Source organism: Vibrio sp. YT-18 (genome assembly GCF_033337345.1).
Taxonomy (GTDB): Bacteria; Pseudomonadota; Gammaproteobacteria; order Enterobacterales; family Vibrionaceae; genus Vibrio; species Vibrio alginolyticus.
This window is the reverse complement of the sequence record NZ_JAWOQO010000025.1, coordinates 39,139-54,859: the sequence shown is the minus strand read 5'-3', so window position 1 is coordinate 54,859 and position 15,721 is coordinate 39,139. Positions and strand designations below refer to the sequence as shown.

14 protein-coding genes are annotated in these 15,721 nt (G+C 45.5%); 11 read left to right on the top strand and 3 right to left on the bottom strand.

Annotation, left to right across the window (positions count from 1 at the left end; all coding sequences use genetic code 11):
• Positions 1–696 precede the first annotated feature (696 nt).
• The gene (gene queG / locus R7M72_RS22095) at positions 697–1,824 is read right to left on the bottom strand and encodes a tRNA epoxyqueuosine(34) reductase QueG (RefSeq protein ID WP_065274931.1); all 1,128 of its coding nucleotides are present in this window, start codon (positions 1,822–1,824) and stop codon (positions 697–699) included.
• A 276-nt stretch (positions 1,825–2,100) separates the two neighbouring features.
• On the opposite strand from queG, the gene tsaE reads away from it, so the two are divergent.
• The 8 genes from tsaE (at position 2,101) to hflC (ending at position 11,248) form a co-directional block, all read left to right on the top strand.
• Complete coding sequence (tsaE, locus tag R7M72_RS22090; protein WP_005381372.1) at positions 2,101–2,565, top strand: tRNA (adenosine(37)-N6)-threonylcarbamoyltransferase complex ATPase subunit type 1 TsaE; 465 nt, start codon at positions 2,101–2,103, stop codon at positions 2,563–2,565.
• On the top strand, positions 2,559–4,268 hold the full coding sequence (locus R7M72_RS22085; RefSeq protein ID WP_005381374.1) for an N-acetylmuramoyl-L-alanine amidase: 1,710 nt from the start codon (positions 2,559–2,561) through the stop codon (positions 4,266–4,268). The genes tsaE and R7M72_RS22085 overlap by 7 nt, the downstream gene beginning before the upstream one ends.
• Before the next feature lie 18 nt (positions 4,269–4,286).
• On the top strand, positions 4,287–6,299 hold the full coding sequence (mutL, locus tag R7M72_RS22080; protein ID WP_017633727.1) for a DNA mismatch repair endonuclease MutL: 2,013 nt from the start codon (positions 4,287–4,289) through the stop codon (positions 6,297–6,299).
• Positions 6,296–7,228 (top strand): tRNA (adenosine(37)-N6)-dimethylallyltransferase MiaA, encoded by a 933-nt coding sequence (miaA, locus tag R7M72_RS22075; RefSeq protein WP_005395375.1) that lies wholly within the window; start codon positions 6,296–6,298, stop codon positions 7,226–7,228. The genes mutL and miaA overlap by 4 nt, the downstream gene beginning before the upstream one ends.
• A 194-nt stretch (positions 7,229–7,422) precedes the next feature.
• On the top strand, positions 7,423–7,686 hold the full coding sequence (gene hfq, locus R7M72_RS22070; RefSeq protein WP_005381379.1) for an RNA chaperone Hfq: 264 nt from the start codon (positions 7,423–7,425) through the stop codon (positions 7,684–7,686).
• A gap of 38 nt (positions 7,687–7,724) precedes the next feature.
• Complete coding sequence (hflX, locus tag R7M72_RS22065) at positions 7,725–9,014, top strand: ribosome rescue GTPase HflX (RefSeq protein WP_005381380.1); 1,290 nt, start codon at positions 7,725–7,727, stop codon at positions 9,012–9,014.
• A 45-nt stretch (positions 9,015–9,059) separates the two neighbouring features.
• The gene (gene hflK / locus R7M72_RS22060; RefSeq protein ID WP_017633728.1) at positions 9,060–10,265 is read left to right on the top strand and encodes an FtsH protease activity modulator HflK; all 1,206 of its coding nucleotides are present in this window, start codon (positions 9,060–9,062) and stop codon (positions 10,263–10,265) included.
• A gap of 2 nt (positions 10,266–10,267) precedes the next feature.
• Complete coding sequence (gene hflC / locus R7M72_RS22055; RefSeq protein ID WP_005381382.1) at positions 10,268–11,248, top strand: protease modulator HflC; 981 nt, start codon at positions 10,268–10,270, stop codon at positions 11,246–11,248.
• A gap of 63 nt (positions 11,249–11,311) precedes the next feature.
• Here the strand turns inward: hflC and R7M72_RS22050 are convergent, their stop codons facing one another.
• Complete coding sequence (locus R7M72_RS22050) at positions 11,312–11,497, bottom strand: DUF2065 domain-containing protein (RefSeq protein WP_005381383.1); 186 nt, start codon at positions 11,495–11,497, stop codon at positions 11,312–11,314.
• Positions 11,498–11,669: 172 nt separating this feature from the next.
• Between R7M72_RS22050 and R7M72_RS22045 the strand changes: the two genes are divergently transcribed.
• Positions 11,670–12,986 carry an adenylosuccinate synthase gene (locus tag R7M72_RS22045; protein ID WP_005381385.1) on the top strand — a complete coding sequence of 439 codons (1,317 nt, stop codon included), beginning with the start codon at positions 11,670–11,672 and terminating at the stop codon, positions 12,984–12,986.
• 216 nt (positions 12,987–13,202) lie between these two features.
• Positions 13,203–13,838, top strand: a complete 636-nt coding sequence (gene motX / locus R7M72_RS22040; RefSeq protein ID WP_167415495.1) for a flagellar protein MotX — start codon at positions 13,203–13,205, stop codon at positions 13,836–13,838.
• An 80-nt stretch (positions 13,839–13,918) separates the two neighbouring features.
• Here the strand turns inward: motX and hmpA are convergent, their stop codons facing one another.
• A complete protein-coding gene (gene hmpA, locus R7M72_RS22035) occupies positions 13,919–15,103 on the bottom strand; it encodes an NO-inducible flavohemoprotein (protein WP_318056329.1) in 1,185 nt (394 codons plus the stop codon).
• Between the two features lie 157 nt (positions 15,104–15,260).
• On the opposite strand from hmpA, the gene nsrR reads away from it, so the two are divergent.
• Positions 15,261–15,686 (top strand): nitric oxide-sensing transcriptional repressor NsrR, encoded by a 426-nt coding sequence (nsrR, locus tag R7M72_RS22030; protein WP_005381392.1) that lies wholly within the window; start codon positions 15,261–15,263, stop codon positions 15,684–15,686.
• The last annotated feature ends 35 nt before the right edge of the window (positions 15,687–15,721 follow it).

Here is a 15,721-nt window from a genome sequence, read left to right as displayed (position 1 = left end):
GCGGGGTGGAGCAGCTTGGTAGCTCGTCGGGCTCATAACCCGAAGGTCGTCGGTTCAAATCCGGCCCCCGCAACCAAATACAAGACGATAGATTGAGTACTTATTTAGTATACAATTGTTAAGTCGTCTACGGATGCGCCGCTTGATTCAACGCCTGCTTCTCGCAACCAATCACATCGCTCTTTTCATAATGCTGCGAAGCATGAATCCCCAAAAGCTAAACTTTTATCCGCATCATATGATGTCGGACGATTTCGTTTGTGTTTAAAACACGATATGAATCGGCTGACGTACAAGTATGATGAGGCTTCGCGTGTTTTATCTACTTTAATTAACAGAGTTATCCACATACGTCGTTCTGTGGATAAGTTGGTTGATAAAGTGTTTTTAGCTTGACTTTTTATGATGGGGAAGAAAGATCTTTTCTCTAAAGTGAAGTGGAAACAACAAAGAAATATCAATTAAATCTTTGTTATATAAAGAAAAAATAAGTTTTTTGTCGGATCGAGTACGTTAAAATACGATCATTAACTGGTATTGTTTTGATCCTAGTCATTTCTCCGAGCTGTGTTTAACTTTTTTCTGCTAGCTTGTTTTTCTTGAATCTCAAATTTTTTTCCACATTACAAAATTGAGAACAAGGTCATGAATTGAACATGCAAAAGTACTTTCAATCTCTTGCATATAGACTACGCTCTATGCGTCTCTCGGCAGTCCCTTCTCGACTATCCTTATTAAGCGTTGCTTTTTCGTCTCTATAGATGAATTACTCTCAGTGGGGAGTTGATTCAGTTGCTCTGTCAAAGCCCATTTAATGTGCTCATCAAGTAATTTATTTTCACCTTGCCGACTTTCCAGCGCATCTATGATTCGCTGACTATATTCTGCATTACCAAGTGCGACAGCGATGTTACGTAGCCACTGTATATGACCAATACGACGGATAGCGGAGCCTTCCATATTTTTTAGAAAAGTCGCTTCATCCCAGTTAAACATGTCGACGAGGTCAGGGTTTTTGAAACTGTCACGACGGTGGAAATCATCTTGCTCCGTTATGTCGGCGTAGCGGTTCCATGGGCAAACCAATTGACAGTCGTCACAACCATAAATGCGGTTACCCATTGGCTTTCGAAACTCTTCAGGAATCACGCCACCGAACTCGATGGTGAGATAAGAGATACAACGCCTGGCATCGACAACTTTGTCTTCAACGATGGCTTGTGTTGGGCATGATGTAATGCATGCTTTGCATTTACCGCACTGATCAACGCTTGGCTCATCAACGGGTAGTGGTAAGTCGATAAGTAGTTCACCTAAAAAGAACCACGATCCACAGTCTTGATCTAAAATCAGGGAATGTTTCCCGGTCCAACCTAAGCCCGCTTTTTGGGCGAGAGGTCGCTCTAATATTGGTGCGGAATCAACGAAAGGTCGGTAACCATATTGACCAACCTCTTGTTCAATAAGTTTGCCGAGCTTATTTAGCTGCTTTCTGACGAGCTTGTGATAATCGCGCCCTAGTGCGTAGCGGCTAATATAGGCATGACTTTTATTCGCGAGGTTCGAAGCGAATTGAGCCTCTGGTGGCAGATAGTCCATCCGGACGCTGATAACACGAACGGTTCCCGGGAGTAGCTCATGGGGTCTAGCACGCATCATACCGTGACGAGCCATCCAATCCATTGAGCCGTGATAGCCTGCATCAAGCCATTTTTGTAGTGCTGCTTCATGTTCACTCAGATCAACGTCGCAGATCCCAACTTTTTGGAAGCCGAGTTCTTTTCCCCAAACTTTGATTTGTTGTGCGAGTTGTTCGTAGTTCATGTTAACCACCGGAATAAAGGGGGGCGGATCTTAACGGATCTCTGGCTTTGGTGCTACCCAGTTAGGTACGTTTTTGATGTTGTGAATACTGCTTATTGACGTCATTTGCATATATTCTAAATCTAGGTCGATACTAAGATGATTAAGATACCGTTTATTGGATACTTTTTTCGCACATATGACATTTGAAAGCTTGTCTCTCAAAACCAACACGGTTTACTATTCCTGTTCTTTTGATTTTTATATAGTCAACGATCATTAGTTAGAGAAGCATCAATGAGCACGAAACAATTCAATTTAAAAGATGAGCATGAAACGGTTGCACTAGGCACCGCTTTGGCTCAGCTTTGTTCCCAGCAAACCACAATTTATCTGCATGGTGATTTGGGTGCAGGTAAAACAACCTTTAGTCGTGGTTTTGTCCGTGCTCTTGGTCATCAAGGTAACGTGAAAAGTCCAACTTATACTCTAGTCGAACCGTACCAGTTGGATCAGTGGCAAGTATATCACTTCGACCTTTATCGTCTTGCGGATCCTGAAGAGCTTGAGTTTATGGGTATTCGAGACTATTTCACAGACGATGCGATTTGCTTGGTTGAATGGCCTGAAAAAGGGCATGGCTTACTGCCACAACCGGATCTTGATGTAAACATTCGCTACCAAGGTGAGCAACGTGTAGCCGAACTAACAGCTAATAATGATTATGGTGTGCAGTTACTCAGTCGATTGGAGCTATGTTGAGTTTTTCAAATTTTAGAGTAGTGGCGACGTTTGTCGCCACTTTTCTCCTTCTCATCCCCAATTTAGCATTTGCTAACGTCGTTAAGAGTTTTCGAGTTTGGCCTTCACCTGATGAAACACGTGTTGTCATCGATTTAGGCTCGGAAGCTGACTATTCCTATTTCTCTTTATCAGGGCCGGATCGCCTTGTCGTGGATTTAAAAAGCACGACGATGCAGGCCAAACTGCCTGTTACTGTTACGGATAGCCCTGTTTTAAAACTGGTACGAAAAAGCTCGCCTCCAGAGAAGGGCACTTATCGTTTGGTGTTTGAACTAAAAAAGAGCGTTCAAGCGGAATTATTTAAATTAAGCCCAACACCAGGTGGGCAGTATGGTCACCGCTTGGTGATTGATTTACCGCACGGTAAGAAGGCATCGACCTCTAAACCGAGTAAGCCAGCGGCGGCCAGCAAAGACATGAGTTCAGTTCAACGAGCTCAAGAAGTGTTAATTGTTATCGACCCTGGTCACGGTGGGGAAGACCCTGGCTCTATTGGCCCTTCACGTCGTAAGTACGAGAAAGATGCGGTATTGAGTATCTCAAGAAAAATTGCTGCTCAGCTCGATGCGACTCCTGGTATTAAAACGCGCATGACTCGTACGGGAGATTATTTTGTAAACTTAAACCGTCGTGTCGCGATTGCTCGTGAAAATGATGCGCACTTGCTGATTTCCATTCACGCAGATGCGTTTACTTCACCGAAGCCTCGCGGTGGATCGGTCTTCGTACTAAATACTCGTCGTGCAAATACCGAAATTGCTCGTTGGGTCGAGAACCATGAGAAACAGTCTGAGTTATTGGGCGGCTCGGGTAATGCGTTCTTCACGAAGACAAAAGATCGTAACGTGAACCAAACTTTGTTGGACTTGCAGTTTAGTCATTCACAAAAAGAAGGCTATAAACTGGCAACAGAAATCCTAGGTGAGATGGGACGTGTTGCGCACCTGCATAACACCAAACCGATCAACACCAGCCTTGCGGTTTTACGCTCTCCACAGATTCCGTCTGTGCTAGTGGAAACGGGCTTTATTTCTAACCCAACAGAAGAGCGTTTACTGTTTCAACGAGCGCACCAAGATAAGTTAGCTCAGGCTATCACTAAGGCGGTCGTCAAGTACTTAAAAGATAACCCACCAGAGGGTACGGTGTTCTCGCCTTCAGCGAAGCCAATGGTACATATTGTAAAGCGTGGCGAGTCATTATCGGTGATCGCGAACAAATATGGGCTTAGCTCTAAAGCGCTGATGTCGGCAAACAACTTGAAGTCGACAGGCTTGGCAATTGGTCAGAAGCTCAACATTCCTTCTGCTGGTACGATTAAAGTGCCAAGTAAACCGATTACTGTTGAGACAGAAACCATTACGCACAAGGTTAAGTCTGGTGAGTTCTTAGGTAAGATTGCGAATCACTATAAAGTGAAGGTTTCAGATATCCGCCGAGAGAATAACTTGAAGTCAGATACCTTGTGGGTAGGGCAAAAGTTGAAGATAACGGTCGCGGTAAAAGATAAACCGATTCGTAAGCACAAGGTTTCTCGGGGTGAGTTCCTTGGCAAAATAGCGTCCAAATACGGCGTTAGCGTATCGAGCATTCGTAAAGCGAATAACTTACGCTCTGATCAGCTAGCGGTTGGGCAAGTCCTGATCATTCCAAACAAGTAGGTGAGCTTCTAACTCATTATGACGATTAAAATTTTGCCAGCCAGACTTGCAAACCAAATCGCCGCAGGGGAAGTGGTCGAAAGACCTGCTTCTGTGATTAAAGAACTGGTTGAAAATAGTCTTGATTCTGGTGCAACTCGAATCGATATCGATATCGAGAAAGGAGGCGCAAAGCTGATTCGTGTTCGTGATAACGGAAAAGGTATCGCGAAAGATGAACTTGGCTTAGCGCTCAGTCGTCATGCGACATCTAAGATACATACCTTAGATGATCTCGAAGCCATTATGAGTCTAGGTTTTCGCGGTGAAGCGTTAGCCAGTATTAGCTCAGTCTCGCGTTTGACGCTCACGTCGCGTCCTGCGGCACAAGAAGAAGCCTGGAGTGCCTACTCCGAAGGGCGTGATATGCAGGTGAAGCTTAAGCCAGCAGCGCACCCGATTGGCACGACTGTTGAGGTGTTGGACTTATTTTTTAATACTCCAGCGCGTCGCAAGTTTCTTCGTACGGAGAAAACCGAATTTGCTCATATTGATGAGTTATTGAAACGTATTGCGTTAAGCCGCTTTGATGTCACCATCAATGTGCGTCATAACGGCAAGATCATCCGTCAATATCGCGCGGCGAAAAATCAGCTTCAAACCGAAAAGCGTATTGCTGCTGTCTGCGGTAATGCGTTTGTGCGGCATATGCTCAGAATCGAGCTTGAGCATCAAGGGTTAAAGCTACATGGGTGGATTACCACGCCAGAGGGAGCAAGGCAGCAAAGCGATTTACAATATTGCTATGTGAATGGCCGAATGATGCGTGACAAATTAATCAATCACGCGATTCGTCAAAGCTATGAAATGAGCTTAAAGCCAGATCAGTTTGCTGCGTATGTGCTCTTTATTGAGCTAGATCCGCACCAAGTAGATGTGAATGTTCACCCTGCTAAGCATGAAGTGCGTTTCCACCAAGCTCGTTTGGTGCATGATTTCATCTATCAAGCTTTGACGGATGCACTTGCGCAAAGCGCCGTGATTGATAAACCACAGGTGAATGAATCGGCATTTCATCGCGTGGAACCGACTGAGTCCGAAGAGATTGAGCATTCGCCAGAGCCTGAAAATGTACAAGAGCCAGCATCTTCACCAGTACCAGAGCGGGTTTATCAAGCGATAGAGAGTACACCGGCTTATCCTGGACGCAGTGATTATGAAGTGAAGCCTCGTAATAGCGGTCCTAGTGAAACCTCCGTGCGAGAGGCGCGCGTAGTGGAGTCATTCAAACGTAATGATTGGGTGGAATCCAAACCTGCACCAAAGCCAAGTCACAGTAAAGAGCGCCACGTAGAACCAGCGCCAACTAAACAAGAAGTACGCGCTTATCACGAGCTGTTGAAAACGCCAGAGTTTGAGGCTCAGGCAGTCACTCCAATAGCGCCCCAAACGATAACTTCGCACACATCAATGCCATCGATTACTGCATTGGGCAAAGCGCTGATGGTGGTCGATGAACAATTTGTTTTGATGAGCAGTGACAGTGGGGCGGCGTTAGTCTCGTTACCTAGAGCAGAATTTTATCGTGTAAAAGGCCAGCTTTCTCCAAGCGATGGTGCACTCAAGGCACAACCTCTGCTTGTTCCTCTATCTATTAAGTTAGAGGCCGAATTAGTGAGACTGGCCCAAGATTATCAACAAGATTTGGCATTGCTTGGTATTCAATTGAAAGCGAGAAACGAGCACGCCTTAATGGTGATGGGCGTCCCAGCTCCGCTGCGTCAACAAAACTTACAAAATTTAGTACCAGATCTGTTATCTTACGCGCAATCTTGTGTGAACGAAGGTATAGCAGCGGCTCAGATGCTGTCTGAGTTGATAGATTGGCTCGCATTACAGGTCACGACAGTGAAGAGTCACTATACTTTTTCTGAAGCCATTCAAATTATTGCGGAACTTGAACAGCTAAGACATGGTCAATTGCCATTAGAAGATACAAAATTCGTATCCGCTGTTGATTTCTCTGCCACGATAGCCAAATTAAAACCATGACAGATAAACTACCTTTGGCGCTATTTTTAATGGGGCCAACTGCATCAGGCAAAACTGAGCTGGCGATTCGTCTTCGTCAAAAATTTCCGGTTGAGATCATCAGTGTTGATTCTGCTTTGATCTACAAAGGGATGGATATCGGTACGGCGAAACCGGATGAAAAAGAGTTAAGTTTGGCGCCTCATCGCTTGATAGATATTTTGGATCCAAGTGAATCTTACTCTGTCGCCGACTTTCGTCGAGATGCATTGAAAGCGATGGATGATATTGTTGCAGAAGGAAAAATTCCACTTCTTGTGGGTGGAACAATGCTGTATTACAAGGCGTTACTTGAAGGTTTATCACCACTTCCTGCTGCAAATCCTGAAATTCGTCAGCAAATTGAACAAGAGGCATTGACTAAAGGTTGGTCAGTGTTGCACGATGAACTCAAAGAGGTTGATCCTGTGTCAGCCGCGAGAATCCATCCCAATGATCCCCAACGTTTATCTCGGGCATTGGAAGTTTTTCGCATTTCAGGTAAAACTTTGACTGAATTGACTCAAACGAAAGGTGAAAGCCTACCATACCGAGTCAAGCAGTTTGCAATAGCTCCCAAGGATAGGGCAGAACTTCACCGTCGGATTGAACTCCGTTTCGAGAAGATGATGGAAGCGGGCTTTGAAGAAGAAATGAAAGCGTTACATTCGCGAAAAGATCTTCACCCCGATCTTCCTTCCATACGATGCGTCGGTTATCGACAGATGTGGGAGTATTTAGATGGGGAGTGTACACGTGACGAAGCGGTATTTCGTGGCGTATGCGCGACTCGTCAATTGGCCAAGCGTCAAATCACCTGGTTACGCAGCTGGGATGATTTAACTTGGTTGGATAGCGAGAACATTGAACAGGCATTAGAAACGATGTCGGAAGCAATAGCATCTGATTGACATAGCTGTGTATAATGTGATCGTTTTTGCGTGAACGCACTCTCAAAGGATCTGTTGTTGGCGGTTTTTATACTATGCTGCTAATTACTTAGAGTGCATTTTTGATTCGTTTAGCTCAGATGCAAAAGCCGTATCTTTTGCATTGCACCACTAGCTAAATAATTACAACTACAAATTAAATAAGGAAAATAAAAATGGCTAAGGGGCAATCTCTACAAGACCCATTTCTAAACGCGCTACGTCGTGAGCGTATCCCGGTATCTATCTACCTTGTGAATGGTATTAAACTACAAGGTCAGATCGAATCATTCGATCAATTTGTGATCCTGCTGAAGAATACTGTTAACCAAATGGTGTACAAGCACGCGATCTCAACAGTTGTGCCGGCTCGTCCAGTGAGCCATCACAGCGGTGAACGTCCACAAGGTGAGCGTCCACAAGAGAAATCAGAAGATTAATTCTTCATCGAGTATTTTTAAAATAAGGAGTTGATTGCTTGTTTGACCGTTATGAATCCGGTGAGCGAGCCGTACTTGTTCATATCAACTTCACGCAAGAAGGTGAATGGGAAGATCTGGCTGAGTTCGAAATGCTGGTTTCTTCTGCTGGGGTAGAGGCGCTACAAGTGGTAACTGGTAGTCGTCAATCCCCACACCCGAAATACTATGTCGGAGAGGGTAAGGCCCAAGAGATTGCTACAGCGGTACAATCAACGGGTGCCGAAATTGTGATTTTTAATCACGCCCTCTCTCCTGCCCAAGAACGTAACCTCGAAGCACTGTGCCAATGTCGAGTTCTCGACCGCACTGGTCTTATTCTCGATATCTTTGCTCAACGAGCTCGAACACACGAAGGTAAGCTACAGGTAGAGCTGGCTCAACTTCGTCATATCTCTACTCGTTTGATTCGTGGTTGGACGCACCTTGAAAGGCAGAAAGGTGGTATCGGTTTACGTGGCCCGGGTGAAACCCAGCTGGAAACCGACCGTCGCTTATTGCGTGACAGAATCAAAGCCATCCTGCGACGCTTAGACAAAGTAGCGAAGCAGCGTGAACAAGGGCGCCGCGCCCGAAATCGAGCTGAAATCCCAACGGTTTCACTTGTGGGTTACACCAACGCGGGTAAGTCGACACTCTTCAACCGTATTACAGAAGCTGGCGTGTACGCGGCTGATCAATTATTTGCTACTTTGGACCCGACTTTACGTAAGATAGAGTTAGCAGATGTTGGTCCTGCCATCTTGGCAGACACGGTTGGTTTTATTCGACATTTGCCACACGACTTGGTTGCGGCCTTCAAGGCAACCTTGCAGGAAACGCAAGAAGCTGACATTTTGTTACATGTTGTTGATGCCAGTGATGAGCGTTTTCGTGAGAATATTCAAGCTGTTCATGAAGTACTAGAAGAGATCGACGCGCATGAAGTGCCGACTCTGGTTGTCATGAATAAAATCGACAATCTAGATTCGCAGAAACCACGTATAGAACGAGACGAGGAAGGCGTACCTCGCGCAGTTTGGGTTTCAGCAATGGATGGGTTGGGCATTGATGTCCTGTTTGAGGCGCTGACGGAACGTCTGGCGTCACAAATGGTCGAGCATCAGTTGCGAATTCCTCCACAGTATCAAGGACGATTCCGTAGTACCTTCTTCCAAATGAAGTGTATTCAACGTGAGGAATATGACCAGGATGGTAACTTGTTGATCGATATTCGAATGCAGCAAGTAGATTGGTCTAGACTTGAAAAAAGAGAAGGGGCAGTTTTGACTGGCTTTATAGTCACTTAAAGGACTGCTACAGTATAACGTCATATCAAATGATGGAGCTTTCTAATGGCGTGGAATGAGCCTGGAAATAACAACGGCAACAATGGCCGCGATAATGACCCTTGGGGTAATAATAATCGTGGTGGCCAGCGTCCTGGTGGCCGAGATCAAGGTCCGCCAGATTTAGATGAAGTGTTCAACAAACTGAGTCAAAAGCTGGGCGGCAAGTTTGGTAAAAAAGGCGGCGGTGGTTCTCCAATCGGCGGCGGTGGTGGTAGTGCAATTGGCTTTGGCGTGATTGCTCTGATTGCTGTTGCAGTTTGGTTCTTCGCTGGTTTTTACACCATCGGTGAAGCAGAGCGTGGTGTTGTACTGCGTTTAGGTAAATACGATCGTATCGTAGACCCAGGTCTTAACTGGCGTCCTCGCTTTATTGATGAGTACGAAGCGGTAAACGTACAAGCGATTCGTTCACTACGTGCATCTGGTCTAATGCTGACCAAAGATGAAAACGTTGTAACAGTTGCGATGGATGTTCAGTACCGAGTGACTGACCCATACAAATACTTGTACCGTGTAACCAATGCAGACGACAGCTTGCGTCAAGCAACGGATTCTGCACTACGTGCAGTAATTGGTGACTCATTGATGGATAGCATTCTAACCAGTGGTCGTCAGCAAATTCGTCAAACTACGCAAGAAACACTGAACCAAATCATTGATAGCTATGATATGGGTCTGGTACTTGTTGATGTGAACTTCCAGTCTGCTCGTCCACCAGAGCAAGTGAAAGATGCGTTTGATGATGCAATCGCAGCACGTGAGGATGAAGAGCGTTTCATTCGTGAAGCTGAAGCATACAAGAACGAAATCTTGCCTAAGGCAACGGGTCGTGCAGAGCGTTTGAAGAAAGAAGCACAAGGTTACAATGAGCGTGTCACTAACGAGGCTCTTGGTCAGGTAGCACAGTTCGAAAAACTACTACCAGAATACCAAGCAGCGCCTGGTGTAACGCGTGATCGTCTGTACATTGACGCAATGGAAGAGGTGTACTCAAGCACTTCGAAAGTGTTGATTGACTCGGAATCAAGCGGCAATCTTCTTTACCTTCCAATCGATAAGTTGGCGGGACAAGAGGGCAAAGCAGATACCAAACGTAAATCGAAGTCATCTTCAACTTATGATCAAATTCAACTTGAGTCTGATCGTACACAAGAAGACACTTCGAACACGCAGTCTCGTTCAACAGGTTCACGTCAAGGGAGATACTAAGAATGCGTAAGTTAATGATCCCTGTACTGGTAATCGCACTGGCATTAATGTTGATGTCTTTGTTTGTGATTCCTGAAGGTGAGCGCGGTATCGTGGTTCGATTTGGTCGTGTCTTGAAAGACAACAACGACATCACTCGAATTTACGAGCCTGGTCTGCATTTCAAGATGCCTTTGTTTGACCGTGTGAAACAACTTGATGCACGTATCCAAACAATGGATGGTCGTGCAGACCGTTTCGTAACGTCTGAGAAAAAAGACGTTATCATTGATACCTACGTGAAGTGGCGTATTGAAGATTTTGGTCGCTACTACCTCGCGACAGGCGGTGGTAACTCGCTAACAGCAGAGGCACTACTTGAGCGTAAAGTGACGGACGTGCTTCGTTCTGAAATCGGTGCTCGTGAAATCAAACAGATCGTATCTGGTCCACGTAACGATGATGTGCTACCAGAAGACGCAAGTGCCGATGTTGTCGCAACTGAAGCGGCTCGTGAGGCGCTTGAGATTGATGGTGAACGCGACCTAATCATGTCTGAAGTATTGAAAGACACGCGTGAAAGCGCAATGAAAGACTTGGGTGTTCGTGTCGTTGATTTCCGAATGAAGAAAATCAACCTGCCTGATGAAATCAGTGAGTCTATCTACCGTCGTATGCGTGCGGAGCGTGAGTCCGTTGCTCGTAAGCACCGTTCTCAAGGTCGTGAAAAAGCGGAAGTTATTCGTGCTCAAGCAGAACTAGAAGTAGCAACTATTCTAGCTGAAGCTGATAAAACTGCGCGTGTGACACGAGGTGAGGCGGATGCTGAAGCTGCGAAGATTTATGCTGAAGCATACAACAAAGACCCTGAGTTCTTTAGCTTCCTACGCTCGCTACGTGCGTATGAGAAGTCCTTCAGCTCTAAGAGCGATATTCTGGTACTTGATCCGAAGAGTGAGTTCTTCCAATACATGAACCAGTCGAAGGGCAGCATGGAGAAATAATCTCCGCGTCTCATTGAAATAAAAGGCTCCTTAGGGAGCCTTTTTTGTATCTGATGCTAAGTGCTAGCTCATCATGATGGCGATTACGGCTCCAGCAACTACTAGGCAGCCACCGATGCGTCGTAGCTGATTGTTGGGTTGTTCACTTAATTGAGCCACCATATTCCGCCAACCGTTAGGAGCAATCAGTGGCCCAATGCCTTCCACGATCAAGACGAGCCCAATCGCCAACCATATGGATTCAGACATAGCGCTTTCCAGTCGAATAGAGAAAGCTAAATACTATCAGTGATATGCTGATTTCAAAATGAACAAAGCGGCAAGATGACATTCTGGTAGCAACTCTGTGAACAAAAAATGACTGCAAGAAGCGTGATTCGGTGCTAGAATCCATTTTTAACTAGCAATCAGACTTGGAAAGATGGGAAATAACGTAGTCGTTCTAGGCACCCAATGGGGTGACGAAGGTAAAGGTAAAATCGTAGACCTTTTAACTGAAGATGCAAAATACGTGGTACGCTACCAAGGCGGTCACAACGCAGGTCACACTCTCGTAATTGACGGTGAAAAAACCGTTCTTCACTTAATTCCATCAGGTATCCTTCGCGATAACGTAAAATGTGTTATCGGTAACGGTGTTGTACTATCACCTGAAGCTCTACTTAAAGAAATGAAGCCTCTTGAAGAGCGCGGTATTCCAGTACGCGAGCGTCTTTTCATTTCTGAAGCATGTCCGCTAATTCTTCCTTACCACGTTGCAATGGACCAAGCTCGCGAAATCGCTCGCGGTAAAAAAGCTATCGGTACTACTGGTCGTGGTATCGGTCCAGCATACGAAGATAAAGTTGCTCGTCGCGGTCTACGCGTTGGCGACCTATTCGATATGGCGACTTTCGCAGAGAAGCTAAAAGAAGTCATGGAGTTCCATAACTTCCAACTAGTTAACTTCTACAAAGCGGAGCCAGTAAGCTACGAAGAAGTACTTGAGCAAGCTAAAGGCTACGCTGAACTACTAACGTCAATGGTTATCGACGTAACTGACGAACTAGACGCAGCACGTAAGCGCGGCGACAAGATCATGTTCGAAGGTGCACAAGGTACACTACTTGATATCGACCACGGTACTTACCCGTACGTAACGTCTTCTAACACGACTGCTGGTGGTGTTGCTGCAGGTTCTGGTTTTGGTCCTCGTCACATCGGTTACATCTTGGGTATCGCAAAAGCGTACTGTACTCGCGTTGGTGCTGGTCCATTCCCGACTGAACTATACGACGGTTTAGATAAGCAAGATCCAATTGGTAAGCACTTAGGTGAAGTTGGCCACGAGTTCGGTGCGACAACTGGTCGTCTACGTCGTACAGGTTGGTTCGATGCTGTTGCTATGCGTCGTGCAATCCAAATCAACTCTGTATCTGGTTTCTGTCTAACTAAACTAGACGTACTAGATGGTCTAGAAGAGCTAAAAATCTGTACTGGTTACAAGATGGAAGATGGCTCTGTGCTAGAAGTTTCTCCGATGGCTGCTGAAGCATTCGAAAAAGCAACGCCAATCTACGAAACAATGCCTGGTTGGTCTGAGAACACATTTGGTGCTAAGTCACTAGATGCTCTACCACAAGCAGCTCTTGACTACATCAAGCGTATTGAAGAGCTAACTGGCGTTCCAGTAGACATCATCTCTACAGGTCCTGACCGTAACGAAACTATCATCAAAGTTCACCCATTCGAAGCTTAATTGATAGCCGTTAAAGATTGCAAAAGCCGACCTTCTGGTCGGCTTTTTTGTATCTGAACAAAAACAGCGTGACTCTCATATGGCAAGCTTTTGCCGCTGAGCCTAAATCAGAGGCAAAAATTGTCTAAAGCTTAGCTGTTTTTTGCCGATAAGGTTATCAAGCAGAGGAGATCCTTCATCGATCTTTGGTTTCTTAGATACCTTAAGGGTACGTTTATGAAGTTACGAACAGTGGCTGCTTCACTGTTGTTGACCTTGGTTGCTACCACAGTGAAAGCCAATGTTGCTGATGTGGGGACACCAGTTCCGATCTATACCGAAGCAGAGCTGATAAAGCTTATTGAGCAAAATAAGCACTTACAACGTGTGCGCGCTGATAACTGCCAGCTGGTGGAGGATATCGTAGCTCGTGCGACTCGAATTAACTTACCCGCTTATGAATTTCTGTACGGAGATATGTTGGCTTGGGGGGTGTGTGTCGAGCAAGATGTCGAACTGGGTCTTTACTACATCGAAAATGCAGCGCATCAGGGGTTACCTGCTGCACTAGAGCAGATTGGCCGATACTATTCGCGTGGCACTTTAGTACAGCAAGATAAAGAACGTGCAATTCCATATTTGCGAGAAGCTGCGTCAATGGGAAACCTAAACGCGCGTATTCATCTGGCCGAGTTGCTTTTACGTGATTATGGCAGTCCACTCGATTACGAAGATGCGTATCGTTGGTTATATAACTCTGTCACAGCAGATAAGCGGCAGCATAAGCGCATAACTGTATTGAGAAACGGCCTTGAACAGCGCATGCCACAAAACGTTATTGCTCGAGCTAAACGGCGAGACACCTTTTGGTAACGCTTCAATATTGCAAACAACTTCATACAACAAAGCCCACGTCACGTGGGCTTTGTTGTTTTCCCGATAGTTGGTAGCGCTTAAACCACTTTGTGTGGACCGAAGCATTCGTAATGGAATTGCTCTTCTGGTACGCCAAGTTCTAATAGCTGTTTCGCTACGTGCTGCATAAATCCTACAGGACCACAGAAGTATACCTGCACGTTATCTTGCTTTAATGCAGCTTCAATTTCATACAGATTGACAAAGCCCGTGAAGTGGAAGTCTTCGCCTAGCTTGTCTTCTGCCGTTGGTTGGTTATACCAAACGAGCGCGTTCATATTTTCTTTTTCTGCAACGAGTTGGTTTACGTGTTGCTTGAAAGCATGCTGTTGGCCATTTTCTGTTGCATGAACCCAAGTTACAGGTGCTTGATGTGCTGAGAGACTTTCTAGCATTGACAGCGTTGGAGTAAGTCCCACACCAGCAGAAATTAGAACAAGGGGTGTTTGTGGTTCGGCATCCATAAAGAAATCACCGGCAGGGGCCGCAAGCTGCACTTTTTCGCCAATGTTCAGGCTATCGTGCAGGTAGTTCGACACTTTTCCGCCTTCTTCACGTTTTACTGAGATACGGTAGGTGTTCTCTTGGACCGCAGAAGACAGGCTATATTGGCGAATTTCTTGGTTTTCTAACTGGTCACTGTTGATGTAGATGCCAAGGTATTGTCCCGGTTTATACGGCGCCACTTTTTGGCCATCGGTTGGCTTGAACACAAAGCTGCAAATGTGCTCGCTCTCAATCTTTTTATCGACTAATTCAAATTCGCGTAGACCGCGCCAGCCGCCTTCCAAAGCTTCATTTTGTTGGTAAATTTGTTCTTCGCGCTGAATAAATACATTCGCAAGTACGCCGTAAGCCTCAGCCCAAGCATCCAACACTTCTTGACCTGGATTAAAAAGCTCATCGATTGTCGCAAGTAAATGCTTACCAACGATTTGGTACTGATCTTCTGTGATCAAAAAGCTCGTGTGCTTATGCGCAATTTTCTCTACTGCGCCAAGCAGAGCTGGCAAATTTTCAATATTGGCAGCATAGGCACAGATAGCGTTGAATAATGCTTCACGCTGATCGCCGTTACGCTGGTTACTCATGTTAAAAATATCTTTCAACTCAGGGTTATGAGTAAACATACGCTCGTAAAAGTGCGCGGTCAGTTTTGGTCCTGTTTCGGCGATGAGTGGTGCGGTCGCTTTGACGATCTCGATAGTTTGATTGCTGAGCATAAGGGCTTCCTACTTTAAGTTGTATTTATAATGCATGTTTAAAGTTGTATCTCAAATGTATCTTTCGATCAAGAAAAGATTTACACTTTTATCGATAGCTCAAGTTTGGGGTTTTAGCATCACCAGCGGGTTATTGAGTCGCACTTTGGGAGAGAATATGCAGTTAACTAGTTTCACTGATTATGCGTTGAGAACCTTAATTTTCTTGGCTTCGTTGCCGGAAGATGAGTTAACCAGCATTACCGAAGTGACGGATTTATTTGGTGTGTCGCGCAACCATATGGTTAAAGTTATCAATCGGTTAGGGCAGTTGGGTTATGTCCATACCGTGCGCGGAAAAAACGGTGGTATCCGGCTGATGAAGCCAGCGTCTGAAATCACAGTCGGTGGTGTTGTGCGCGATTTAGAGCCGTTAGATTTAGTCAACTGTGGTGTGGATTTTTGCCATATTACCCCTGCTTGCCGCCTCAAAGATAAATTGGCGAAAGCAAAAAGTGCCTTTCTGGCGGAGTTGGATGACTGCACGATTGAATCCTTGCTCAGTGACAATTCTGAACTTTTGATCTTGCTGGCTCGTCCTTAACTCATTTGCATGCCTAGAGTCGATCTCGATCATTC

Coding starts and splice junctions, on each gene's coding strand:
- hflC (WP_005381382.1), top strand. CDS start 10,268: ATGCGTAAGTTAATGATCCCTGTACTGGTAATCGCACTGGCATTAATG.
- nsrR (WP_005381392.1), top strand. CDS start 15,261: ATGCAGTTAACTAGTTTCACTGATTATGCGTTGAGAACCTTAATTTTC.
- hfq (WP_005381379.1), top strand. CDS start 7,423: ATGGCTAAGGGGCAATCTCTACAAGACCCATTTCTAAACGCGCTACGT.
- motX (WP_167415495.1), top strand. CDS start 13,203: ATGAAGTTACGAACAGTGGCTGCTTCACTGTTGTTGACCTTGGTTGCT.
- R7M72_RS22045 (WP_005381385.1), top strand. CDS start 11,670: ATGGGAAATAACGTAGTCGTTCTAGGCACCCAATGGGGTGACGAAGGT.
- R7M72_RS22085 (WP_005381374.1), top strand. CDS start 2,559: ATGTTGAGTTTTTCAAATTTTAGAGTAGTGGCGACGTTTGTCGCCACT.
- tsaE (WP_005381372.1), top strand. CDS start 2,101: ATGAGCACGAAACAATTCAATTTAAAAGATGAGCATGAAACGGTTGCA.
- miaA (WP_005395375.1), top strand. CDS start 6,296: ATGACAGATAAACTACCTTTGGCGCTATTTTTAATGGGGCCAACTGCA.
- R7M72_RS22050 (WP_005381383.1), bottom strand. CDS start 11,497: ATGTCTGAATCCATATGGTTGGCGATTGGGCTCGTCTTGATCGTGGAA.
- mutL (WP_017633727.1), top strand. CDS start 4,287: ATGACGATTAAAATTTTGCCAGCCAGACTTGCAAACCAAATCGCCGCA.
- hmpA (WP_318056329.1), bottom strand. CDS start 15,103: ATGCTCAGCAATCAAACTATCGAGATCGTCAAAGCGACCGCACCACTC.
- hflK (WP_017633728.1), top strand. CDS start 9,060: ATGGCGTGGAATGAGCCTGGAAATAACAACGGCAACAATGGCCGCGAT.
- queG (WP_065274931.1), bottom strand. CDS start 1,824: ATGAACTACGAACAACTCGCACAACAAATCAAAGTTTGGGGAAAAGAA.